Origin of the sequence: Corallococcus macrosporus (assembly GCF_017302985.1) — a bacterium.
Taxonomy (GTDB): domain Bacteria; phylum Myxococcota; class Myxococcia; order Myxococcales; family Myxococcaceae; genus Corallococcus; species Corallococcus macrosporus_A.
Window position 1 is genome coordinate 285941 of the sequence record NZ_JAFIMU010000012.1, and the last position, 24278, is coordinate 310218.

Here is a 24278-nt window from a genome sequence, read left to right on the forward strand (position 1 = left end):
CAGGCCGGATGGGTCACGGGCGCCGCCGCGGATTCAGCCTGGAGTCACGGGGGTTTGCGCGGAGGTCGAAACCTCCAATCCATGCGCGTCCAGGAAGCCTCGGACCGCCTGGGCGATCTCCGTCCCGGCTTCCAGGAGGCCCGCGTGGCCGGCGTCGTCCACCTGGAGCCAGCCGGCCTGGGGCAGCGCGCGGTGCAGCCGCTGCACCTCCGACAGGGGCACGAGGACGTCGTCGCTCGCGGCGATGATCAGCACGGGCACCCGGATGGACGGGAGGACGTCCCAGGCGTGGCCCTCCGTGAGGCCGCGCAGGGTGCGCCAATAGGCCTGCGCGCTCATGTGGTAGAGCGCGTCCAGGAACTCGGCGATGTCCTCTTTCGGGGCCCGGGGCCGCAGCGCTCCCACCGCGCGGGCGAATGGATCCGCCAGCGGGCTGGCGATGAAGGCCTTCACCGCGGGAGCCACCACCGGCACCCATGGCGTGCTGGCGGCCAGGGCGCTCTTGACGGCGCCCAGCGCGACGCGGGATCCCCAGCGCGGGTTCGCCGAGCCCGGCACGCCCGGCGTCCCCGCGACGAGCGTCATGGACGGCACCAGGTCCGGGCGCCGGCGGTACAGCTCCAGCAGGATGCGCACGCCCATGGAGAACGCGATGTGGTGCGGCGGCCGGCCGTCGCCGCGCGCCATGGCGGCCTCGGTGACGCGCTCCAGGTCGTCCACGTGCACCTGCACGCGGTAGTCGTTGTCGCGCGACTCGTCGCTCATGCCGTGGCCGCGGTAGTCCCAGTGCACCACGCGGTGGTCCTGCTCCAGGTCCGCGACGATGTGACGCCAGAAGTTCTCCGACGTGCCGATGCCGTTGGTCAGCAGCACCGTGGGGCGGTCCGCGAGCAGCGCGTCGCGTCCCTGCTCCGGCATGCCCGAGCTGTGGGTGTGGACCGCCACCCGGGTGCCATCCGGGGCGGAGACGTGGTGCGTGGCGCGACGGTAGGGCATCCCATGCCCACCATGCGACCGGGCAGGCGCGGGTGCAAGGGCGGAGGGACCGTCCCACGAGGGCGCCCTCCCCTGCTCGCGCGACCGGGCTGGACGCGCACGGGCCTTGCGGCAATGGTGCGGCGGATGCTCAGCGTTGAGGCGGAAGGATTGGATGTCGCGGCCGTGCTCGCCCACTACGAGGCGCACGGCTTCGCGCGCCTGGGCCGCGTGCTGGACGACGCGGGCGTGGAAGCCCTGCGCGAGCGGGCGGACGACCTGATGCTCGGCCGCGTGGTGTACCCGGGGATGTTCTTCCAGCCGGACGCCACCACCGGCCGCTACGAGGACGCGCCGCTGGGGCTGGGCTGGCAGGGCCCGTCCCTGGAGTACCGCAAGCTGGAGAAGCTGGAGAAGGATCCGCGCTTCCTCGCGTGGCTGGAGAACCCGCTGTTCGAGCGGATCGCCCGCGCGCGCATCCCCGGCGACATCGTCCTGTACCGCGCCATCCTCTTCCACAAGGGCCCCGCGGGCGGCAGCAACCTGCCCTTCCACCAGGACGGCGGAAAGCTGTGGGGCCTCACGCGTGAGCCGGACCTTCAAATCTGGACCGCGCTGGACGACGCGCCGGAAGGCGGCGGCTGTCTGGAGGTCATCCCCGGCAGTCACCGCGCGGGGCTGGTGACGGCGCTGGGCGGCGTGATTCCTCCAGACCGCGTGACCGAGGCGGACGCGGAAGCGCACGTGGTGCCCCTGCCGGTGCGGGCCGGGGAGGCGCTGCTGGTGCACAACCACGTCTGGCACCGCTCCGGGCGCGGCCGGCCCGGACAGCGGCGGCGCGCGTTCTCCGCCTGCTTCATGAGCGCGGACACCACCTGCGTGCGCAAGAAGAAGGCCCCGCGCGTCTTCCCGCCGGTGTTCCGCCACCCGGTGCGCGGCGGCTGAAAGGCCCTATCATCCGGAGCGTGTCCGGACACCCTGGAGTCCTCGTCGCCGAGCAGCCCCACTACCTGCCGTGGGTGGACTTCTACGAGCAGGTGGCGCGCGCCGGCACGCTGGTGGTGCTGGACGACGTGCAGTGGCTGAGGCGCGGCTGGCAGCGCCGCACGCGCGTCGCCCTGCCCCACGGCGTGCCCACGCCGCCTCCGTCCGAGCCCGGCTTCCAGTGGCTGTCCATCCCGCTGGAGGATCCGCACCGCGACACGCGCATCCGCGACCTGGCGGTGGACGCAAGCCAGCCCTGGGCGCGCAAGCACCTCAACGCGCTGGTGACGCTCTACGGAGGCCGGCCCCACTTCCGCGCGCAGGTGCTGCCGCTGCTGGAGCCCTTCTACGACGACGCCGCGCGCGAGTCCGGTCCGGGGTCGCTGTCGCGCGTGCTGCTGTCCAGCATGGCGCTCTTCTACGCGCCGCTGGGCCTCACGCCGAACCTGGTGCTGTCCTCCACGCTGGAGCGCCGGGGCGAGGACAAGACGCAGCGGCTGGTGGAGTACTGCCTGCAGACGGGCGCGCACACGTACTACTCGGGGACGGGCTCCACGGTGTACCTGAAGCCCGAGCGCTTCCGCGCGGTGGACGTGCGCCTCCTGTGGCAGCGCTTCCGCCATCCGGACTACGCGCAGGGCCGCGAGGGGCGCTTCGTGACGGGGCTGTCCATCGTCGACGTGCTGGCCAACGTGCCCGTGGAGACGGTGCGCACGTGGCTCCAGCCGTCGCCGTGGGGGCCGTTCGCGGGGGACGGCCCCCAGCCGCTTCAGCGGGAGGCGGACGCGGCGGTGGGCGCGGAGCCCTCGGGCTTGTCGAAGCGCACGAAGTAGCTGCGCACGGCGGCGTCCAGCAGCGCCGGGTCCAGGCGCGGCGTCTGGCCCTGGTAGTTCGCCATGTCGATGACCTGATCCAACAGGTCGCGAGGCTGGCACGCGGCGAAGGGCCGGTGCAGCGGGCGGTAGTGCTCGTCGATGAGGTAGTCCACGGCGCGTGCGTCGTAGGGCACGCCGCGCTTCTTGCACATCATCTGGAAGATCTCGTGGAACTGCTCTTCGTCCGGGCGCTGCACCTCCAGCTTGTAGCGGACGCGGCGCAGGAACGCGTCGTCCACGAGGTCGCTGGGATCCAGGTTGGTGGAGAACGCGGCGAACACGTCGAAGGGCACCTGGATCTTCTTGCCCGTGTGGAGCGTGAGGATGTCCACGTCGCTCTCCAGCGGGACGATCCACCGGTTGAGCAGGTCCTTGGGGGACACCTTCTGCCGGCCGAAGTCGTCGATGAGGAGCATCCCGTTGGACGCCTTCATCTGGAACGGCGCCTCGTAGTACTTCACCTCCGGGGTGTAGACGAGGTCGAGCATCTCCAGCGTGAGCTCACCGCCCACCACCACCAGCGGCCGGCGGCAGCGCACCCAGCGGCGGTCATACGACGGCATGCCGGGCTCGTCCTCCACGGCGCGGTGGATGTTCGCGTCGAACATCTTCACCACGAAGTCGTCGATGAGCAGCGCGTGCGGGACGAAGATGTCCCCGTCGTAGCAGTTGACCATGCCCTGGCAGATGGCCGTCTTGCCGTTGCCCGGAGGGCCGTAGAAGAAGATGGCGCGCCCGGAGTTCATCGCCGGACCGATGCCGTCGAAGATGTAGTCGCGGATGATCAGGTCGCCGAACTTGTCCTCCATGCGCTGGCGGGTGATGCGATTGCCGCGCACGGTCTGCTGCTTCACGGCGGCGACCCACTCGTTGAACGGCACGGGCGCGGGGCCGTTGTAGCGGTTGCGGTCCAATATCTGCCGCAGCACGTCCGTCACGAAGGTCGTGAGCTGGTAGATCATCGTGGAGCGGCCCACGCCGGATCCGCCACCGCCCCGGATGTCGATGTACTTCTGCCGGCGCAGGCCCTCGATGACCTCGTCCACCAGCGCGGTGGGCAGTTGCAGGCGCGTGGCCACGTCCATGCCGCGCATCTCGCCCGCGAAGAAGATGGCCTTGAGGACCAGCTCCTCCACGAACGTGGTGTTGAGGCCGGCCTCCTGGAGCGACTTCGGCTGCGCGGGCCAGAAGCGGTTCGTCACCGGCGCGTCCGACGCCTCACCGCGCCGGAAGCCACGCCGCTCCGGGCCCACGTAGCCCTGCGGGGGCGCCGAGGACGCGGCGCGACGGTCGGCGCCGGCGGGGCCAGCCGGGCCCCGGCGGTCGGCCTCCGCCGGAGGAGGTCCCCTGCGTTCGGCGTCCGGACCGCGACGCTCCGGGCCGGGGCTCGCGCGGCGGTCGGGGTCCTGCGGCGCGGGCGGAGGACCGGGGGGCGCGGTGCGCCGCTCCGTCTGCACGTCCAGCATCTCTTCGTGGAAGGGCGGCGGCGCTCCCGGCGGGGCCACGCCCGAGGCCTGCGCGGGCGGCACGCGGGGGCGCGGCATCGGGTCGAAGATGACGGAGGGCAGCGGCGCGGACTGCGCGGGCCTTGAGCGGGTGGGCTCCGGCGGCTTGTCTCCGCCCAGGGGCACTCCGGCCATGGTGGGCGAGCGCGGGCGGGGAGGCGTGGCCAGGATGGGGCTCGCCGCGGCGGCGGGCGTCTCCAGGGGGGTGATGCTGCGATTGGGATCCTGCTCGGCGTCGAAGGAAGACGGACCTGGGCCAGGTGGGGGCCTGCGGGAGAAGTCGGTCATCACGGCTCCGTCGGGGGGGGAGGTCACTCTACCCCACCGTCGTGTCAGCGGTGTTAACTTCGGGGCATGAGCTTCTTCCAGGCGCCCCCGGTTCTTGGCAACCAGTACGACGACGACGCGTTCCTGCAGGGCTACCTCGCTCGCACCCTTCCGAACGATTTGTTCCGCTCGCTCCAGGATGACTTCCGGGAGCTGGGAGAGCTGGGAGGCAAGTACTTCTACGAGTTCCAGCAGCGCGACCGGCTGAACGAGCCCGTCCTCACGCAGTGGGACCCGTGGGGCAAGCGCATCGACCACATCGAGGTGACGCCGCTCTGGAAGGAGGCGGAGGCGCTGACGGCGAGGAAGGGCCTGGTCGCGGTGGCCTACGAGCAGAAGAGCGGCGCGCTCAGCCGCGTGCACCAATTCGCGCTGAACTACCTGGTGCAGCCGTCGCTGGACGTCTACTCGTGTCCGCTGGCGATGACGGACGGCGCGGCGCGGTCGCTGCTGTCGCTGGGGAACAAGGCCCTCATCGATCACGCCCTGCCCCACCTGACGTCGCGCGATCCGGCGACGTTCTGGACGTCCGGCCAGTGGATGACGGAGCGCACGGGCGGCTCGGACGTGGGGCTCACGCTGACGGAGGCGCGGCAGTCCCCGGAGGGCTGGCGGCTGCACGGCACGAAGTGGTTCACGTCCGCGACGACGGCGCAGATGGCGCTGACGCTGGCGCGGCCCACGGGCAACGGCCCCGGCGGCAAGGGCCTGGCGCTCTTCTTCGTGGAGACGCGGGACGCGCAGGGCCGGCTCAATGGCATCCAGATCAACCGCCTGAAGGACAAGTTCGGCACGAAGAAGGTGCCCACGGCGGAGCTGACGCTGGACGGGACGCTGGCGACGCCGGTGGCGGGGCTGACGGACGGCATCCGCAACATGGCGATGATGCTGAACGTGACGCGCACCTGGAACGCGATGGGCGCGACGTGGGCCATGCGCCGGGCCCTGGCGCTGGCGCACGATTATGCGAAGCGCCGGGTGCAGTTCGGCGCGCCGCTGTCGGAGAAGCCGCTGCACGTGGACACGCTGGCGGGGCTGGAGGCGGAGTTCCAGGCGGGCTTCCTGCTCGCGTTCCGCGGCGTGGAGCTCCTGGGCAAGCTGGAGACGCGCACGGCGACGGAGCAGGAGCTGCTGTTGCAGCGGCTGGTGACGCCGCTGGCGAAGCTGACGACGGGCCGGCAGGTGGTGCACGTCACGTCGGAGGTGACGGAGTCCTTCGGCGGCGCGGGCTACGTGGAGGACACGGGTTTGCCACGCATCCAGGCGGACGCGCAGGTGCTGTCCATCTGGGAGGGCACGACGAACGTGCTGTCGCTGGACTCGCTGCGCGCGCTGGCGAAGGAAGGCACGCTGGAGGCGTTCTTCCATGAGGTGGAGGGCCGGCTGTCGAAGGTGACGGACGCGGGCCTGCGGCCGTGCGTTCAGACGGCGCACGACGCCCTGGAGCACGCGCGGGCCTGGGTGTCCGGCGCGATGGCGAACCCCACCACGATGGAGGCCGGGGCGCGGCGCTTCTCCCTGACGCTGGGGCGCACGCTGGAGCTGGCGCTCCTGAGCGAGCACGCGCAGTGGTGCCTGGAGCACGGTCACGGTCCGCGCAGCCGCGCCGCCGCGCGCCGGTTCCGGCAGCACGGCGTGGACCTCATCCAGGATGAGATCGACCTGGATGATTCGCGGCTCTTGGGCTGAGGCATCGCGACAGGTGCACACGGCGGGCGCCGCCATTAAGAAGCGGGCGCCATGTCCGTCCTGAGTCCCGAGCAGTGCCAGCGCTTCGCCGCCGAGGGGTATCTCGTCCTGCCGTCCTTCGTGGACAGTGGGACGTGCGAGCGGATGCGGACCGTCATCCTGGAGCAGCTCGCGTCCGGTGACGGTCCGGTGGAGTACGAGGCCGACGTGGCCTATCCGGGCTCACCGGCCAGCATCGAAGCCGAGGGCGGCCGGACGGTGCGGCGGTTGTTGAAGGCCCATGGGCGCTCTGCCCTGTTCGCGGCGTGGTTCGACGACGCGCGGATGGTGGAGGCGCTGGGGCAGCTGCTGGAGGGGCCGGTGGTGCAGGCGCGGGCGCATCACAACTGCGTGATGACGAAGCAGCCGCGCTTCTCGTCGGACACGGGCTGGCACCAGGACGTGAGGTATTGGGCCTTCACGCGGCCGGAGCTGATCTCCACGTGGTTGGCGCTGGGCGCGGAGACGCCGGAGAACGGCGGTCTCAAGGTATTGCCCGGCACGCACCGCATGCAGTTCGCCCCGGAGCGCTACGACGCGAAGCTGTTCCTGCGGCCGGAGCTGCCGGAGAACGCGTCGCTCATCGCGGGTGCGCAGTACGTGAGGCTGTCCCCCGGAGACGTGCTGCTCTTCCACGCGCGGCTGTTCCACGCGGCGAGCCGGAACCACACGCAGGACACGAAGTACTCCGTGGTGGCCACGTACCGCGGGACGGACAACCTGCCCGTCCCGGGCTCACGTTCCGCGAGGGATTGAACCCTGCGTCACCAATACCCGCTCACGCAGGAACGACTCGAGGGGCGGCTTCCGGCAGGATCGCGCCCGACTCCAGCCTGACCAGCCGGTCCGCCACGTCGAAGTACCGGTCGTCGTGGCTGATGACCACCACCGTCTTGCCGGCCGCCTTCAGGTCCGGCAGGAGTTCCCGGTAGAAGATCTCCTTGAACAGCGGGTCCTGATCCGCCGCCCACTCGTCGAAGAGATACACGGGACGGTCCTCCAGGTATGCGGCGAGCAGCGCCAGTCGTTTGCGCTGGCCCGTGGACAGCTCGGTGGTGGAGAGCGCCCCCTTCTCGTCGATGCGAACCTTGTGTTCCAGTTGCAACCGTCGCAGGTAGGTCCGCGCGCGGGCCGCATGGGCACCCTCGGCCAGGCCCATCAGCCGGTCGAAAAGGTGGAAGTCCGCGAACACCGTCGAGAAGAGCTCGCGGTAGCGCTCCTGGCCGGCCGCCGTCACAACCTGGCCGTCGACGCGGATCTCCCCGGACTCTGGCGCGTAGAGGCCCGTGATCAGCTTGGCCAGCGTCGTCTTGCCGCTGCCGTTGCCGCCCACCACGAAGGAAATCTCCCCCGCGCGGAACGTCAGGCCGATAGGGCCCAGGGTGAAGGGCGTGTCCTCTCCTTCGCGGCGGTAGACATGCGTGACGTCCACCAGCTCGATGCGCGACGGTGCGGGGAGGGGTGCCCCAGCCGCCGGCGGTACAGGCTCACCGTCCGAGCCTTGCAGGTCCAACGTCTCGATATGCTTCAGCGCCACCACGCCCGCGCTCAGCATGGGGAGAATCACCATGGATGAGTCCAGCGGCTGCTGAAGGTAGAGGACCGCCAGCGTGTAGGCCATCAGGGTGGACGGGGACACGGGGGCGATGCCCGGCAGCGCGAACAGGAGGAGCCCGATGAAGAAGAAGAACAGGCTCATCCCCCAGCTCGTCACCAGGATGTTGAGCGTGGACCTGCGCCGCTGGAACGCCTTCAGCTGATTCGCGGTGGGGAGGAGGTCCTCGGTGAGAAAGGCCCTGCGCCGCCCGCCGTTGAGCTTCAGCTCCTTCAATCCATGGGTGAGCGACCGCAGATCGCCGAAGAACCGGTCCGTCGTCTTCCGGGACTGTCGCAGCAGCCCCATGATTCGCCTCTGGGGCATCAGGTAGCTGGCCACGCCGAGCAGCGAGAAGACGACCAGCGCCGCGAAGACCAGCGGCGACATCACCGCCAGGTACACCATGACACCCACGACGATGCCGGCGTTGATCAACAGCGGTGGCACGCAGAGCAGGCCCTGGGTCACGGCCTGGACGTCATCCACCAGCGTGGCCAGAAGTCGCGGGATGCCCAGCTCCTCCAACCGGCGCAGGGGCGTCGTGAGAATCCGCCGGCTGAGCTGCTCTCGCAGCACGAACGTGGTGTCCGTGTGCAGCCGCATGATCAGCAACTGGGAGCTGATGCGGGAGCCCAACATGAGGATGCCCAGGGCGGCGAAGCCGAGGATCGTCTCCCGCGCGACGTGCGTGCCCCCCTGGGCGAGCGCGGTGTTGATGTGCGCGATGAGCCCCGCGCTCGACAAGCCCGTCAGCAGCCCGAAACAGACAGCCAGGACCACGGTGGCGCGCGACCCGCGCAGCAACAGGAGGAGCAGGTTCACGGCGCGCATTCCTTCAAGGGGGTCATGATGAATTCTTCGTTTTACGTCCCCCCCTTGACGTCAGGTGAAGAACCGATTTTACAGGTTGGTTACATTAGCCTGCCTGCATGAACTTACTTGATATTCTGACAGATCGCGTCGAGACGGCCCCTCACGCGACGGCGTTCACCTTCCTTGACTCTGGAGAGGACGAGGCCGGGCGCCTGACGAACGCGGAGGTGCTGCGGCGTTCACGGGAAATCGGAGGACTGCTGCGCGAAGCCGGTGCGCGGGGCGAGCGCGTCCTCCTGTTGTTTCCACCCGGCTTGGACTACGTGGCCGCGTTCCTGGGATGCCTGCAGGCGGGGGCGGTCGCCGTGCCCGCCTACCCTCCGGATCCGATGCGGCTGGCGCGCACGCTGCCCCGGCTGGAGGCGCTGACCGCGGACGCCCAGGTGCGCTTCGTGCTCGCGCCCGCCTTCATCCGCGACATGGCGCAGGAGCTGTTCGGGCAGGCGGACATGCTCGCGCGGGCGACGTGGCTGGCGCTGGAGGACGTCACCCCGGGCCACGCGGACGCCTGGAGGGACCCGGGCGTCAGCGGGGACACCGTCGCATTCCTGCAGTACACGTCCGGCTCCACCGGCGCGCCGCGCGGCGTGGTGCTGACGCACGACAACCTGCTGCACAACTCCGCGGCCATCCAGCGCTGCTTCCAGCACGGCCCGGACAGCGTGGGGGTCATCTGGCTGCCGCCGTACCATGACATGGGACTCATCGGCGGCATCCTCCAGCCGCTCTACGTGGGCTTCCCGGTGGTGCTGATGTCGCCGCTCGACTTCCTGGCCCGCCCCCTGCGCTGGCTGGAGGCGGTGTCGCGCTACCGGGCCACCACCAGCGGCGGGCCCAACTTCGCCTTCGAGCTGTGCGCGCGCAAGGCCACCGCCGAGCAGGTCGCTGAGCTGGACCTGTCCTCGTGGCGCCTGGCCTTCAACGGCGCGGAGCCCCTGAACCCCGCCACGCTCGAGCGCTTCCAGCGGACCTTCGCGCCGGCCGGCTTCCGCCCCGAGGCGATGTATCCCTGCTACGGGCTCGCGGAGGCGACGCTCATCGCCTCCGGCAAGGCCACCGCCGTGCCGGTCGTGCGCGCCTTCGAGAAGGAGGCCCTGGCGGACGGCGAGGCCCGGCCCGCGCCGGAGGCCCCGCCGCTGGTGGGGTGCGGCGCGAGCCTGCCGGACCAGGAGCTGCTCATCGTGGACCCGGCGACGCGCCAGCCCCTGGCGGACGGGCGGGTGGGCGAAATCTGGCTGCGGGGCCCGTCGGTGGCGCGCGGGTACTGGAACCGGCCGGAGGAGACGGCGGAGTCCTTCGCGGCGCGCCGCGCGGACGCCGCCGCGGCCGGCCCCTACCTGCGCACCGGGGACCTGGGCTTCCTGCACGGCGGCGAGCTGTTCGTCAGCGGCCGGCTCAAGGACCTCATCATCGTCCGCGGGCGCAAGCACCACCCGCACGACCTGGAGCGCACCGCCGTGGCGAGCCACCCCGCGCTGCGGCCCGGGTGCTCCGCCGCGTTCAGCGCGCAGGCGCCGGAGGGCGAGCGGCTGGTGCTGGTGCAGGAGGTGGACCCGCGCAAGGCGTTCGAGGCGGAGGCCTGCGCCCGGCGCGTGCGCGAGGCGGTGACGCGCGAGCACGGCATCCAGTTGGACGAGGTGGTCTTCATCGCCCCCGGCAGCCTGCCGAAGACCTCCAGCGGCAAGGTGCAGCGCCGCGCGACCCGGGACGCGTGGCGCTCGGACGAACTCCAGGTGCTGGCCCGCGACGCGCGCGCCGCCCAGGAGGCCGCCACGGAGTCCGGGCCGCTGCCCGCGCTGGACGCGCTGCGGGCGCTGGAGCCCGCGGAGCGCGAGGCCCGGGTCGAGGCGTGGCTCAGGTCCCGCGCCGCGGCGGCGCTGCGCATCCCGGCCGCCCGGATGGACGCGGAGGCGCCGCTGGTGCAGCTGGGGCTGGACTCGCTGTCGTCCGTGGAGCTGCGGGCGGACATCGAGCAGGCCCTGGGCCTGAGCATCCCCCTGCCGGAGCTGCTGGGAGGTCTGTCGTTCGCGGAGCTGACCCGGCGCTGTCGACGCTCACTCGACGTGGCGCCGGTCGCGGCGTCGCGCCCCCAGCCCGTCGGGCGTGAGGGGGTCCTGCCGCTGTCGTTCGCCCAGGAGGAGATGTGGCTCGCCTCGCGACTGGATTCGAGCGGCGGCGGCTACCTCATCCCCGTGGCGCTGGAGCTGAAGGGCGCGCTCCAGGTGGTTTGGCTGGAGGAGGCCCTGCGGGAGATCCTCCAGCGTCACGAGGCCCTGCGCACCTGCTTCCCGGAGGTGGACGGCCGGCCGGTGCAGCACGTCCTGCCCGCCGCCGCGCTCCCCCTCCCCGTGGAGGACCTGCGGGGCCTGGCCCCCGAGGCGCGCGAGGCCCGCGTGCGGGAGGCGGCGCTCGCGGAGGCCCGCGCCCCGTTCGCGCTCCAGCAGGGCCCGCTGCTGCGCGCCCGGCTGCTCCAGGTGGAGGACGCGCGCCACGTCCTGCTCTTCACCGTGCACCACCTGGTGGCGGATGGCTGGTCCATGCGGCTGCTCGTCCAGGAGCTCGCCGCCCTCTACGCGGCGCGCCAGGCGGGGACGGCGCCCGAGCTGCCCGCCCTGCCCTACCAGTACGCGGACTTCGCGGTGTGGCAGCGCCAGCGGCTGACGGGCGAGCACCTGGAGTCGCTGCTGGGCTGGTGGCGGGGGGAGGTGGCGGGGCTCACCGACACGCCGCGGCTGCCCACGGACCATGACCCGGCGACGCCCCCGGACGGCCTGGGCGGCAGCCTGGACACGCTGCTCGCGCCCGAGCTCGCCGCGCGCCTGCGCGAAGGGTGCGCGAAGCACGGCGTGACGCCGTTCATGTGGATGCTCACGGTGTTCCAGCTGCTCCTGGCGCGCGGCACCGGCCAGGAGGACGGCGCGGTGGGCGTGGCGGACCTGGGGCGCGGCGCCCCGGGCTGCGAGCGGCTCATTGGCAACTTCATCAACATGCTGGTGCTGCGCCTGCCGCTGGGCGGCGACCCGCCCTTCCAGGACCTGCTGCGGCGGGTGCGGGAGCGCGCGCTGGGCGCCGCCGCGCACGCGGAGCTGCCCTACGAGCAGCTGGCCCGGGGCCGCGCGCCGCTGTTCCGCGCCGCCTTCGGCACCCAGAACCAGCCCCGCGAGCGCATCCTGCTGCCCGGCCTGGAGGTGCAGCCGCTGGCGTTCGACACGGGGCTGTCCCGGCTGGACCTCACGCTGTGGGTGTCGGAGACGCCCGAGGGCCTGCGCTGCCACTGGACGTACGCGACGCGCCTGTTCGAGCGGGCCAGCGTGGAGCGGCTGCACCGCCGCTTCGTGGAGTGGCTGGACGCGACGCTCGCCCGGCCCGAAGCGCGCCCGTCGTCGCTGGGCGGGGCCGCGCCCGGGGACACGGGCATGCGGGGCGCGCTGGACCGGCTGGGCCCCCGCCGCCGCCGCGACCCCGGCTCGGACGGCGGCGCCCCTCCCCCCAACGCCTCAGGACGCCAGACGCCATGAAGAACGCACTCTCCGGATTGGGGGCGCGCTCGCGCAGCCCCGTCAAGCTGTCGCGCGCGGAGCTGGTGACCACGCGCCTGCCCGAGGGCGAGGACTGCCCGCTCATCGTGGAGCCCCGCGTGGAGGGGCTGGACCTGGTGACGTGGGCCCGGGAGCACCGCGACTGGGTGGAGGCGGAGCTGGCGCGCGTGGGCGGCCTGATGCTGCGCGGCTTCCGCATGGAGGGCGTGGACGGCTTCGCGGACTTCGTGCGCGCGACGTGCGGCGAGCCGCTGACGTACACGGAGCGCTCGTCCCCGCGCGAGGTCGTGAAGGATCAGGTCTACACGTCGACGTCGCACCCGTCGGACCAGGAGATCTTCCCGCACACGGAGCAGTCCTACAACCTGACGTTCCCCCAGCGGATCTACTTCCACTGCGTGACGGCGCCCACCGTGGCCGGCGCCACGCCCATCACCAGCACGCGCCGCATCCTGCGCGAGCTGCCGCGCGAGCTGGTGCAGCGCTTCGTGACGCGGGGCTACCGCTACGTGCGCAACTTCGGCGACGGCCTGGGGCTGTCCTGGCAGGAGGCCTTCCAGACGCAGGACCCGGCGGAGGTGGAGCGCTACTGCCGTGGCAGTGAGATCGACTTCCAGTGGCTGGGCCAGGGCCGGCTGCGCACCAGCCAGCGGCGCCCCTGCGTGGCGCGGCACCCCACCACGGGGGAGCTGGTGTGGTTCAACCACGCGACGTTCTTCCACGTGAGCACGCTGCCCGAGGACGTCACCACCCAGCTGCGCGCGCTCTACGCCGAGGACGCGCTGCCCAACAACACGTTCTACGGCGACGGGGCCCCCATCGAACCGGAGGTGCTGGAGCGGCTGCGCGCCGCGTACCGGGACGGCCGCGTCGCGGTGCCCTGGCAGGCGGGGGACGTGCTGCTGCTGGACAACCTGTTGATGGCCCACGGCCGCCAGCCCTTCAAGGGCGAGCGCAAGGTGGTGGTCGCCATGGCCGACCCGCGCCGCTGGGCGGACGTCGTCTTCGAGGGGCCGCTGCCGGACTGACCGCCCCGTCACCGCATCCGAAAGAGCCCATGACCCACAAGACCGACATCGCGGCCGGCCTCGGCTCGCGCCGCCGTGCCCCCGTGAAGGTGTCCTCCGACGCGCTGGTGAAGGAGGGCTCGCTGCCCGGACTGGAGGGCTTCCCCCTGCTGGTGGAGCCCGCGATGGAGGGCGTGGACCTGGCGGCCTGGGCCGAGAACCACCGCGCGTGGATCGACGCGAAGCTGCTGGAGGTGGGGGCGCTGCTCTTCCGCGGCTTCCACGTGCCGGACGCCCTGGCGTTCCGCGGCTTCCTGGGCGCGCTGGGCGACCCGCTGCTGGACTACATGGAGCGCGCGGCGCCGCGCACGCAGGTGGCCCCCAACGTCTACACCTCCACGGAGATGGCGGCGGACCAGTCCATCCCGCTGCACCACGAGATGTCCTACTCGCACCACTGGCCCGGCCGGCTGTGGTTCTACTGCGACGTGCCCTCGCGCGTGGGCGGCGCCACGCCGCTGGCGCCGGAGCGGCGGGTGACCGCGTCGCTGCCGGAGGACCTCAAGGCGCGCTTCCTGAAGAAGGGCGTCATGTACGTGCGCAACTACGGCGAGGGCGTGGACCTGCCGTGGCAGGAGGTCTTCCAGACGCGCGAGCGCGCGGAGGTGGAGCGCTACTGCCAGGGCTGCGGCATGACGTACGAGTGGCGCGAGGGCGACCGGCTGCGCACGCGCGCGGTGCGCCAGGTGATGACGCCCCACCCCACCACGGGCGAGCCGCTCTGGTTCAACCACGCGCCCATCTTCCACGAGACGAACATGCCCCCCGCCGTCCGCGACGCGCTGCGGGCGCAGTTCCAGCCGGACGAGATGCCGCGCAACGCCTTCTATGGCGACGGCAGCCCGCTGGAGGCGGAGGTGCTGGAGCGCATCCGCGGCGCCTACGCCGACGCCACCGTGCGCTTCGACTGGCGCAAGGCGGACGTCCTCATGGTGGACAACCACCTCGCCGTCCACGGCCGCGACCCCTTCGAGGGGGAGCGCTCCATCCTGGTCGCCATGGCCCGGCTGACCCGGCCCGCCGCCCATCCCTGAAGCCTTCCGCCCCACCCTCGCACTTGCACGCAGGAGCCCTCCGAAGATGACCAGCGAAGCGATTGAAGGCTATCCGCTCTCCGCCGAGCAGCGGCGCCTGTGGGGCGTGGCCGGCGCGCGGCGCGTGCGCGCGGAGGTGCTCATCACCGGCCCCCTGCGCGTGGACGCGCTCGAGCGCGCCGTGGCCGACACGGCCGGGCGCTTCGAGATCCTGCGCACCCGCATGGCACGGCTGCCCGGCATGAGCACGCCGCTCCAGGCGGTGGCGGACCTGGCCGTCGCGGTCCACCCGGGCGCGCTGCCCCCCGCGGACGCCGCGGAGGACCGGCCGCTGCGCTGCGCGCTCCAGGCGGATGGCCCCGGGCGTCACCGGCTCCAGGTGGAGCTGCCGGCGCTGAACATGGACGCGTTCGCGCTGCGCGACCTGGTGAACGCCGTGGGACAGGCCTACGCGGGCCAGACCCCGGAGGGCGAGCCGCTCCAGTACATCGACTACGCGGACTGGCAGCGCGAGTTCCTCGCGGGCGACGACAAGGCGGAGGCCGCCGCCCACTGGCGGGGGCTGGCGGAGACGCTGCCCCCCGCCACCGCCCTGCCCTACGAGCGCCAGGAGGCCCCGCGCGAGGCGGCGGCCTGGGGCGTGCTGGAGGAGGCCCTGGAGGGCGCCGACGCCAGCGCATGGCGCGAGCAGGCGCGCCGCTCCGGCGTGGACCTAGAGGTGCTCGCGCACGCGGGCTTCCAGGCCCTGCTGTGGAAGCTGTCGGGCCAGGGGCCCCGCGTCGTCTCCACGCTGCGGCTGGATGGCCGCGCGTACGAGCAACTCGCGGGCGCGCTGGGCACGTTCGCGCGGTCGCTGCCGGTGGTGACCGCCCTGCCGGCGGACTACACGCTGGAGGACCTGATGGGGGCGCTGCGCCAGACGCACGCGGCCCACCGCCAGCACGCGCTCGCGTTCGACGCGGACACCTACCCCTCGCTGGCGCCGTCCGCCGCGCAGGCGCCGTACGTGTTCCGCTTCGTGTCCTGGCCGGACACGGACCACGCGGGCGCGCGCTTCCACCTGGAGCGGCTGGAGGCCCGCGAGGACGTGGCGGCCCTGCTGCTCACGGTCACCGACGACGGGGCCCGGCTGGGCCTGCGCCTGGACTACGACGCGGGCCGCTTCGCCTCCGCGGACATGGCGCGGCTTTTGCGCGCGTACCGGGTGCTGCTGGACGAGGCGTGCCGCCACCCCACCGCGCGCCTGGGCACTCTGCGCGTGCTGGACGCCCGGGAGGAGGACCGCGTCGTGCGCGAATGGAACGCCACGGCGGAGCGCGTGGACGCGCCGTGCGTCCATGAGCAGTTCGCCGCCTTCGCGGCCTCGCAGCCGGACGCGCCCGCCGTGGTGTGCGAGGGCGTGACGCTGAGCTTCCGCGAGGTGAACCGGCGCGCCAACCAGCTCGCCGCCCACCTGCGGTCGCTGAACGTGGCGCCGGGGGACGCGGTGGGCCTGTGCCTGCCCCGCTCCGCGGACGCCATCGTCGCGCTGCTGGGCATCCTCAAGGCGGGCGCGGCGTATGTCCCGCTCGACGCGGAGCTGCCGGCGAAGCGGCTCGTCTTCATCCTGGAGAACACCCGCGCGGCGGTGGCCGTCACCCTCGCGGAGCTGGAGGGGCGGCTGGAGGGCTTCGGTGGCGCGCGCGTGCGCCTGGACGCGGACCGGGCCCGGCTCGACGCCGCGAGCGACGCGGACCCCGCGCTCCCGCTGGACCCCGAGCACCTGGCGTACGTGCTCTACACGTCCGGCTCCAGCGGCCAGCCCAAGGGCGTGATGGTGCGCCACCGCGGGCTCATCCACCTGGGGGCCGCGCTGGAGCGGGCCATCTACCGCGGGCGCGGCGAGCGGTTGGCGGTGGGCCTCAACGCGTCGCTGGCGTTCGACGCGTCGGTGAAGCAGATCCTCCAGGTGTGCCGGGGCCACACGCTCCACGTGCTCACCGACCGCGTCCGGCTGGACGGCGCGGCGATGGCCGCGTTGCTGCGGCAGGCCCCGCTGGACGTGCTGGACCTGACGCCCACGCAGCTGCGGCTGCTGCTGGAGAACCGGGACGGGCTGCCCCTGTCCGGGCTGCCCGTGCTCCTGCTCGGAGGCGAGGCCATCGACCCGGCGCTCTGGAAGCGGCTGGCCACCGAGGGGCGCGGCGCCTACAACCTCTACGGCCCCACCGAGTGCACGGTGGACACCACCACGGTGGCCGTCACGGCGGACGCGGCCGAGCCCACCCTGGGCGGACCGCTGATGAACGTGCGCGCGTACCTGCTGGACGCGGGCGGACGCCCCGTGCCGGTGGGGGTCCCCGGGGAGCTGTACATCGGCGGGGACGGCGTGGCGCGCGGCTACTGCGGCCGGCCCGACCTGACCGCGGAGCGCTTCGTGCCCGACCCGTTCAGCCCCACGCCCGGCGCCCGCATGTACCGCAGCGGGGACCTGATGCGCTTCACCGAGACCGGCGCGCTCGTCTTCCTGGGCCGCGTGGACTTCCAGGTGAAGGTGCGCGGCTTCCGCATCGAGCTTGAGGAGATTGAGCAGGCCCTGGCCACCCACCCGGAGGTGCGCCACGCGGCGGTCACCGCGCGCGACGGGGGCGCGGAGGGCGCGCAGCTGGTGGCCTACGTCATGCCCAAGCGCCGCCACGGCGCGCGGCTGGACGGCCGCGCCCGCTATGCGCTGCCCAACGGCCTGGCCATCCTGCACCAGAACAAGAACGAGACGGACTACCTCTACCGGGAGCTGTTCCAGGAGCGGCTCTACATCCGCCACGGCGTGCGGCTGCCGGCCCGGGGCGTCATCCTGGACGTGGGCGCGAACATCGGCATGTTCTCCCTGTTCGCCAGCCTGCACGCCCCCGACTGCCAGGTGTACGCCTTCGAGCCGCTGCCCCCCCTGTACGAGACGGCCGCGGCGAACTGCGAGCTGTACGGGCCGCGCGTGAAGGTGCTGCCGGTGGGCATGTCCAACCGCGAGCACACCGCGACGTTCACGTTCTACAGCCGCTACACGATGATGTCCGGCCAGAGCGAGTACGCCAACGCGGCGGACGAGGTGGACGTCATCAAGACGTTCCTGCGCAACCAGCGCGCCGCGGGCGACGCCGCCGCGGACACGCTCCTGACGAACGCGGACGAGCTGCTGGAGGGGCGCTTCGCCGAAGAGCGGCACCCGGCCCGGCTGCGGCGCCTGTCCGACGTGATGCGCGAGGAGGGCCTTGGCCAGGTGGACCTGCTCAAGGTGGACGTGCAGCGCGCGGAGCTGGACGTGCTGGAGGGCATCGACGACGAGCACTGGCCGGGCATCCGCCAGGTGGTGATGGAGGTCCACGACGCCCGGGGCCACGCGAGCGAGGGCCGCGCGCAGGCCATCGAGCGGCTGCTGACGGCGCGCGGCTTCCAGGTGCGGGTGGAGCAGGATCCCCTGCTGGCGGGGACGGACCGGCACAACCTCTACGCGTGGCGGGAGGACGCCCCGGTGGCGCCCGCGGACGCGACGGTGGACGCGGCCCGGGTGTCCGCGATCCTCACGGAGGACTCCGTGCGCGCGCACCTGCGGCAGGTGCTGCCGGAGTTCATGCTGCCGCGCCACTTTGTATTCCTGGACACGCTGCCGCTGACGCTCACGGGCAAGGTGGACCGCAAGGCCCTGCCCGCGCCGGAGGCCTCGGCGCCGCGCGCGCAGGCGTCGTTCGTGGAGCCCCGGAACGACCTGGAGCGCCGCATCGCCCGGGTGTTCGCGGAGGTGCTGAAGGTGGAGCGCGTGGGCATCCACGACGCCTTCTTCGACCTGGGCGGGCACTCGCTGCTGCTGGTGCAGGCGCACAACAAGCTGGTGAAGGTGCTGCCCAGGCCGGTGTCCATGCTGGACCTCTTCCGCCACCCCACGGTGGCCTCGCTCGTCACCTTCCTGGAGGCGGACCGCGACGGCGCGGCCGCCCCGAAGGAGGACGGGGACGTGGACGAGGCAGCCCGGCGCCGGGTGGAAGCGATGAAACGCCAGAAGCAGCGCGGCAAGGGACGAGGTGACCTGTGAGCGACACCCTGGAGCAGGAAGGCCTGGAGGGCATCGCCGTCATCGGCATGGCGGGGCGCTTTCCCGGAGCCGCGGACGTGGACGCCTTCTGGCGCAACCTGCGCGACGGCGTGGAGTCCATCCGCACGTATTCGGAGGAGGAGCTGCGGCAGGCGGGCGTGGCCCCGGAGCTGCTGGCGGACCCCTCCTACGTGCGGGCCAACGCCGCCCTGGACGGCGTCGAGCTGTTCGACGCGGCGTTCTTCGGGATGAACCCGGGCGTGGCGCAGATCACCGACCCGCAGCAGCGCGTGTTCCTGGAGGTGGCGTGGCACGCGCTGGAGCACGCGGGCTGCGACGCGGAGCGCTTCGCGGGGGACATCGGCGTCTTCGGCGGGCTCAGCATCAACACGTACCTGCTGGAGAACCTGGCCGCCAACCGCGGCATCATCGAGTCGCACGGCATGCTCCAGGCGGCCATGGCCAACCGGGGCGACCACCTGGCCACGCTCACCGCCTACAAGCTCAAGCTGCGCGGCCCGGCGTTCGGCGTGCAGAGCACCTGTTCCACCGCCCTGTCCGCGGTGCACCTGGCGTGTCAGGCCCTGCTGGCGTACCAGACGGACGTGGCGCTGGCGGGCGGCGTGGCCGTGCGCGTGCCGCAGACGGCGGGCTACCTCTTCCAGGAGGGAGGCGTGGCGTCGCCGGACGGGCACTGCCGCCCCTTCGACGCGAAGGCCCGGGGCACCGTGTTCGGCAGCGGCGCGGGCGTGGTGGTGCTCAAGCGCCTGGAGGACGCGCTCGCGGCGGGGGACACCATCCACGCCGTCATCCGCGGCTCGGCGGCCAACAACGACGGCGCCATGAAGGTCGGCTACACGGCCCCGTCCGCCGAGGGGCAGCGCCGGGCCATCGGCATGGCCCTGGCCGTGGCGGGCGTGTCCCCGGACACCGTGGAGTACGTGGAGTGCCACGGCACCGGCACGGTGCTCGGGGATCCGATAGAGGTGGAGGCCCTCACCCAGGTGTTCGCCGCGAAGACGCGGCGCAAGCACTTCTGCGCGCTCGGCTCCGTGAAGAGCAACATCGGGCACCTGGACACGGCCGCGGGCATCGCCGGGCTCATCAAGGCGGTGTTGTGCCTGAAGCACCGGCAGCTCCCCGCCACGCTTCACTTCGAGTCGCCCAACCCGGCGCTCGCGCTGGACGACAGCCCCTTCTTCGTCAACGCCCGCCTGCGGGACTGGCCCCGCGCGGAGGCCCACCCGCGCCGCGCGGGCGTGAGCTCCTTCGGCATTGGCGGCACCAACGTGCACCTGGTGCTGGAGGAGGCGCCCCCCGCGCGTGAGACGCCGCGGGACTCGGGCTGGCAGACGCTGGTGCTGTCGGCCCGCACCCCGGGCGCGCTGGAGGTCGCGACGGAGCGGCTGCGCGAGCACCTGGCCGCGAACCCGGAGCTGGCGCTCGCGGACGTGGCCCACACGCTCCAGGCGGGCCGGCGCACCTTCGAGGTGCGCCGGGCCCTGGCGTGCCGCACCGTCGCGGAGGCGGTGGAGCTGCTGGAGCGGCTGCCGCCGGACCGCGCCTGGACGGGCAAGGCGGGCGGCACCGCGCGCTCGGTGGCGTTCCTCTTCCCGGGCGTAGGCAGCCAGCGCCCGGACATGGCGCGCGAGGTGGCCCGGGACGTGCCCGCCTTCGGGCGCCACCTGGACCAGGTCCTGTCCGCGCTGGACGCGGCGCTGGGCCAGGATCTGCGCCCCCTGCTGTTCCCGGCGCCCGGCGCGGAGGCCGCCGCGGCCCAGGCGCTGGCGCGCACCCACCTGGCCGAGCCCGCGCTCTTCGCGGTGGAGTGCGCCCTGGCCCGGACGTGGAGTGACTGGGGCATCCAGCCCCGCGCCGTGCTGGGCGAGGGCATTGGCGAGTACACCGCCGCGCTCGTGGCCGGGGTGCTGTCCTTCGAGGACGCCGTGGCCCTGGTGGCGCTGCGCAGCCGGCTGGTGAAGCGCCTGCCGGAGGGCGCCATGACGGTGGTCATGCTGCCCGAGCGGGAGCTGGAGGCGCTGCTGCCCGCGCACGGCCTGTCCCTGGCCTCGGTGGGCCGCCCGTCCGTGGGCACGGTGTCCGGGCCGCTGGCGGGCATCGAGGCGCTGGAGGCGCGGCTCGCGGAGCGCGGCGTCGGCTTCCGGCGGCTGTCGGGCGACCGCGCGCTCCAGTCCCCCGCGGTGGACGCCATCACCGCGGAACTGGGTGCGGCGGTGCGGCGCGTGAGCCGCCGCGCGCCCACCGTGCCGTACTACTCCGGGGTCCACGGCGGCTGGGTGGAGGCGGCCCAGGTGGAGGACGCGGCGTGGTGGGCGTCGCAGCCGAGGCGCACGCTGCGGCTGTCGGCCGGCGTCGAGGCCCTCTACCAGGAGCCGGACCGGCTGCTGCTGGAGGTGGGCCCGGGCCGCGCGTGGCTCAACCTGGCCCGGCTCCATCCGGCGAAGGCGCCCCAGCACCTCGTGATGGGCTCGCTCGCGCACGACTCGAAGGAGCCCTCGGAGACGCACTCCCTGATGGCCGCGCTCGCGCGGGCGTGGGTGGCCGGAGCGTCCGTGGACTGGGAGGGCGTGCGGGCCGGGGCGCCGCGCGGGAACATCCCGCTGCCGCAGTACCCCTTCGAGCGCCAGCGCCTGTGGCTGGAGCCCACGCCGCGCGCGTCCGCCCCGGGCCCCGTGGAGGAGGCGCCGCTGCCGCCGCGCCGCGCCGACCCCGGGGACTGGTTCTTCGTGCCGTCGTGGAAGCGCACCGCGCCCGCGCCCCGGAGCGCCCCGCGCGCCCCGGAGCAGGTGCTGCTCTTCAGTGACGCCTTCGGCCTGGGCGACATGCTGGCCGCGCGGCTGGAGCAGCGGGGCCACCGCGTGCTGCGCGTCGAGCGTGGCGCCCGCACGGACCTGTCGTTCACGGACGGCCGCTGTACGTTGGACCCCCGGACGCCCGCGGACTGTCGCCGCCTGCTGCAGGAGCTGAAGGACCAGGGCCGCGCGCCCACGCGCCTCATCCACCTGTGGAGCGTGGATCCGCAGCGCCCCGCGGGCTCGCGCCTGGACGTACTGCCCCGGGTGGAGGAGTCCGGCTTCCGCTCGCTGGTGGCGCTGGCGCAGGCCGTGGGCGCGGTGCTCGCCACCGCCCCCCTGGAGCTGCAGGTCGTCTCCAGCCAGCTCTTCAGCGTCGCCGGGGACGAGGCGACGTGCCCGGAGAAGGCGACCCTGCTGGGGCCCTGCCTCGTCATCGGGCAGGAGTACCCGAACGTGCGCTGCCGCCTCGTGGACGTGCCCCTGCCCGTGCCCGGGAGCACCGGGGAGGCGGGGCTCGTCGAGCACCTGGTGGCGGAGCTGGAGTCCCCCGCCACCGACGCCATCACCGCGTGGCGCGGGCGGCACCGCTGGGTGCGCACCCATGAGCCCGTGCGGCTGGAGGCCCCCGCCGAGGGCCGCGTGCCCCGGCTGCGGCCGGGCGGCGTGTACCTCGTCACCGGCGGCCTGGGCGGCATCGGCCTCGTGCTCGCGGAGGCGCTGGCGCGCGAGACGCGCGGCGCGAAGCTGGTGCTGCTGGGCCGCCAGGGGGCGCCGGAGCGCGCCACCTGGAACTCGCTGCTGGACTCGCGCGAGGACTCCGCGCCGGCGCGGCTCGTCCGCCGCCTGCGGGAGCTGGAGCGCGAGGGGGCCGAGGTGATGGCCGTGGCCGCGGACGTGACGGACCGCGCGCGCATGGCCGAGGTCCTGGCCGACGTGCGCGCGCGCTTCGGCGCGGTCAACGGCGTCCTCCACGCGGCCGGCGTGCCGGCGGGCGGCGCCCTGCAACTGAAGACGGAGGAGATCGCCCAGCGCGTGTTCGCCCCGAAGGTCCGGGGCACGCTGGTGCTGGACTCGCTGCTGGACGAGCGCGCGCTCGACTTCGTCATCCACTGCGCGTCCCGCACCTCCGCGCTGGGCGGCTTCGGCCAGGCGGACTACGTCGCGGCCAACGCCTTCCTCGACGCGTGGGCGCACCACAAGGCCCTCACCTCGTCCACCTTCACCGTCGCCGTGGACTGGTGCTCGTGGCGCGACGTGGGGATGCTCGCCCAGGCCGCCGCGAAGCAGGCTCCCCGCCCCCAGCCGGTGGCCGCGGCCCCCGCGCCGATGAGCGCGCCGGAGGAGCTGGGCCACCCGCTGCTCCAGCGGAAGCTGGCCTCCGCGCAGGGCACCGAGGTCTACGAGTCGGTGCTGCGCGTCGACACGCACTGGGTGCTCAACGATCACCGCATCCTGGGCAACCCGGTCATCGCGGGCACGACGTACCTGGAGATGGTCCGGGCGGCGTTCGACCGGCGCCTGACGGGGCACGACCTGGAGATCTCCGACGTCTACTTCCTCACCCCCCTGTCCGTGCGCCTGGGCGACCAGCGCGTGGCCCGGCTGGAGCTGGTGGACGAGGGCGACGCGGGCTGGAGCTTCCTCGTCAGCAGCCGGGGCGAGGGCACGGAGCCGGTCCGCCACGTCATGGGCCGGGCGCGCCCCCTCCCCGCGCAGCCCGTGGCCGCCCAGGACCTGGCCGCGCTCGTGGCGGCCTGCCCCACGCAGAAGGTCTTCACCGACGAGGACGCGCACGACGAGGACCACGGTCCCCGGTGGCAGTGCGTGCGCCGGGTGCGCTGGGGCCACCAGCAGGTGCTCGCGACGCTGGAGCTGCCGGCCGAGTTCGCGGGCGACCTGGACGCGATGAAGCTGCACCCCTCCCTGCTGGACAAGTCCATTGGCACGGGGCGCGACTTCATCCTGGGCGCGGTGCCGTACATGCCCTACTCGTACGGGCGGCTGGTCTTCCGCCGGCCGCTCACGCGCCGCATCCACGTGCACACGCGCTCGCACGGCGAGGACTCCAACCGCAGCGAGACGCCGGCCTTCGACCTGCGCATCCTGGACGACGAGGGCCGGGAGCTGGTGGAGATCACCCGCTTCGCCCTCAAGCGCGTCAACGACGTGGGCGCCGTGTACCGCTCGCTCGCCCTTCGCGAGGCCGCGGCCCAAGCTCCGGCCGCCCCGTCCGCCGCGCCCCCGCCCGCGGCGGCCCCGGCCTCCCTCGCGGAGAACGTCTTCGCGCAGATCCTCCGCCAGGAGGCCATCTCCCCCGCCGAGGGCGTGGACGTGCTGCGGCGCGTGCTGGCCAGCGCGGAGCTGCCCCAGGTGGTGGTGTCCCCCCGCGACCTGGAGGCCCTGCTCGCGCGCGGGCTCATCCACACCGCGCCCCACCGCACCGCCGAGGTGGAGGTGGAGCCGGAGCCCTCCGCGGAGGCCACGGCCTCGACGCCCCGGCGCCCCCGCCCCGAGCTGCCCGTCGCGTTCCAGCCGCCGGAGACCCGGCTGCAGGAGCAACTGGGCGACATCCTGCGCGAGGTGCTGGCGCTGGACCGGGTGGGCCTGAACGACAACTTCTTCGATCTGGGCGGCGACTCGGTCATGGCCATCCAGATCGTCTCGCGCATCAAGAAGCGGCTGGGCCGCGACATCGCGGTGGTGCAGCTCTTCGAGGCCCCCACGCTCGGCGCCCTGTCGCGGCTGCTGGGCGCGGCGGCGGGAGTGGACCCGGGGGCCGCCGCGGAAGCGCCGGCGTCCGACGCCGCGCCCGCCGCATCCGAGGACAGCGCCAGCCGTGGCGCCCGCCGCCGCGCCAGGGCCATCGCCCGGCGCGGCAGCGACGGCGAGTGA

12 protein-coding genes are annotated in these 24278 nt (G+C 73.2%); 9 read left to right on the top strand and 3 right to left on the bottom strand.

Annotation, left to right across the window (positions count from 1 at the left end):
- Positions 1 to 33: 33 nt before the first annotated feature.
- The gene (locus JYK02_RS34215) at positions 34 to 996 is read right to left on the bottom strand and encodes an alpha/beta fold hydrolase (protein ID WP_207057119.1); all 963 of its coding nucleotides are present in this window, start codon (positions 994 to 996) and stop codon (positions 34 to 36) included.
- 126 nt (positions 997 to 1122) lie between these two features.
- Between JYK02_RS34215 and JYK02_RS34220 the strand changes: the two genes are divergently transcribed.
- Together JYK02_RS34220 and JYK02_RS34225 are read left to right on the top strand one after the other, a co-directional pair.
- Positions 1123 to 1920 carry a phytanoyl-CoA dioxygenase family protein gene (locus JYK02_RS34220; protein ID WP_207057120.1) on the top strand — a complete coding sequence of 266 codons (798 nt, stop codon included), beginning with the start codon at positions 1123 to 1125 and terminating at the stop codon, positions 1918 to 1920.
- 20 nt (positions 1921 to 1940) lie between these two features.
- Positions 1941 to 2792 carry a WbqC family protein gene (locus JYK02_RS34225; RefSeq protein WP_207057121.1) on the top strand — a complete coding sequence of 284 codons (852 nt, stop codon included), beginning with the start codon at positions 1941 to 1943 and terminating at the stop codon, positions 2790 to 2792.
- Here JYK02_RS34225 and JYK02_RS34230 read toward each other — a convergent pair.
- Positions 2729 to 4627: an ATPase gene (locus tag JYK02_RS34230; protein ID WP_207057122.1), complete on the bottom strand. Its 1899-nt coding sequence runs from the start codon at positions 4625 to 4627 to the stop codon at positions 2729 to 2731. The two genes, JYK02_RS34225 and JYK02_RS34230, sit on opposite strands and share 64 nt — an antisense overlap.
- Before the next feature lie 66 nt (positions 4628 to 4693).
- On the opposite strand from JYK02_RS34230, the gene JYK02_RS34235 reads away from it, so the two are divergent.
- Both JYK02_RS34235 and JYK02_RS34240 read left to right on the top strand, forming a co-directional pair.
- Positions 4694 to 6355 (top strand): acyl-CoA dehydrogenase family protein, encoded by a 1662-nt coding sequence (locus JYK02_RS34235; RefSeq protein WP_207057123.1) that lies wholly within the window; start codon positions 4694 to 4696, stop codon positions 6353 to 6355.
- A gap of 51 nt (positions 6356 to 6406) precedes the next feature.
- Positions 6407 to 7150 carry a phytanoyl-CoA dioxygenase family protein gene (locus tag JYK02_RS34240; protein ID WP_207057124.1) on the top strand — a complete coding sequence of 248 codons (744 nt, stop codon included), beginning with the start codon at positions 6407 to 6409 and terminating at the stop codon, positions 7148 to 7150.
- A 22-nt stretch (positions 7151 to 7172) separates the two neighbouring features.
- On the opposite strand, the gene JYK02_RS34245 is transcribed toward JYK02_RS34240, so the two are convergent.
- Complete coding sequence (locus tag JYK02_RS34245) at positions 7173 to 8813, bottom strand: cyclic peptide export ABC transporter (RefSeq protein ID WP_207057125.1); 1641 nt, start codon at positions 8811 to 8813, stop codon at positions 7173 to 7175.
- A gap of 107 nt (positions 8814 to 8920) precedes the next feature.
- On the opposite strand from JYK02_RS34245, the gene JYK02_RS34250 reads away from it, so the two are divergent.
- From JYK02_RS34250 to JYK02_RS34270, 5 genes are read left to right on the top strand one after another with little or no spacing between them, the layout of a single operon-like run.
- Positions 8921 to 12382: a condensation domain-containing protein gene (locus JYK02_RS34250; RefSeq protein WP_207057126.1), complete on the top strand. Its 3462-nt coding sequence runs from the start codon at positions 8921 to 8923 to the stop codon at positions 12380 to 12382.
- On the top strand, positions 12379 to 13431 hold the full coding sequence (locus JYK02_RS34255; RefSeq protein WP_207057127.1) for a TauD/TfdA family dioxygenase: 1053 nt from the start codon (positions 12379 to 12381) through the stop codon (positions 13429 to 13431). Before JYK02_RS34250 ends, JYK02_RS34255 begins: the two co-directional genes overlap by 4 nt.
- Before the next feature lie 29 nt (positions 13432 to 13460).
- Positions 13461 to 14504: a TauD/TfdA family dioxygenase gene (locus JYK02_RS34260; RefSeq protein ID WP_207057128.1), complete on the top strand. Its 1044-nt coding sequence runs from the start codon at positions 13461 to 13463 to the stop codon at positions 14502 to 14504.
- Between the two features lie 46 nt (positions 14505 to 14550).
- Entirely contained in the window at positions 14551 to 18570 is a 4020-nt protein-coding gene (locus tag JYK02_RS34265; RefSeq protein ID WP_207057129.1) for a non-ribosomal peptide synthetase, read from the top strand.
- Entirely contained in the window at positions 18567 to 24278 is a 5712-nt protein-coding gene (locus tag JYK02_RS34270) for an SDR family NAD(P)-dependent oxidoreductase (RefSeq protein WP_207057130.1), read from the top strand. The genes JYK02_RS34265 and JYK02_RS34270 overlap by 4 nt, the downstream gene beginning before the upstream one ends.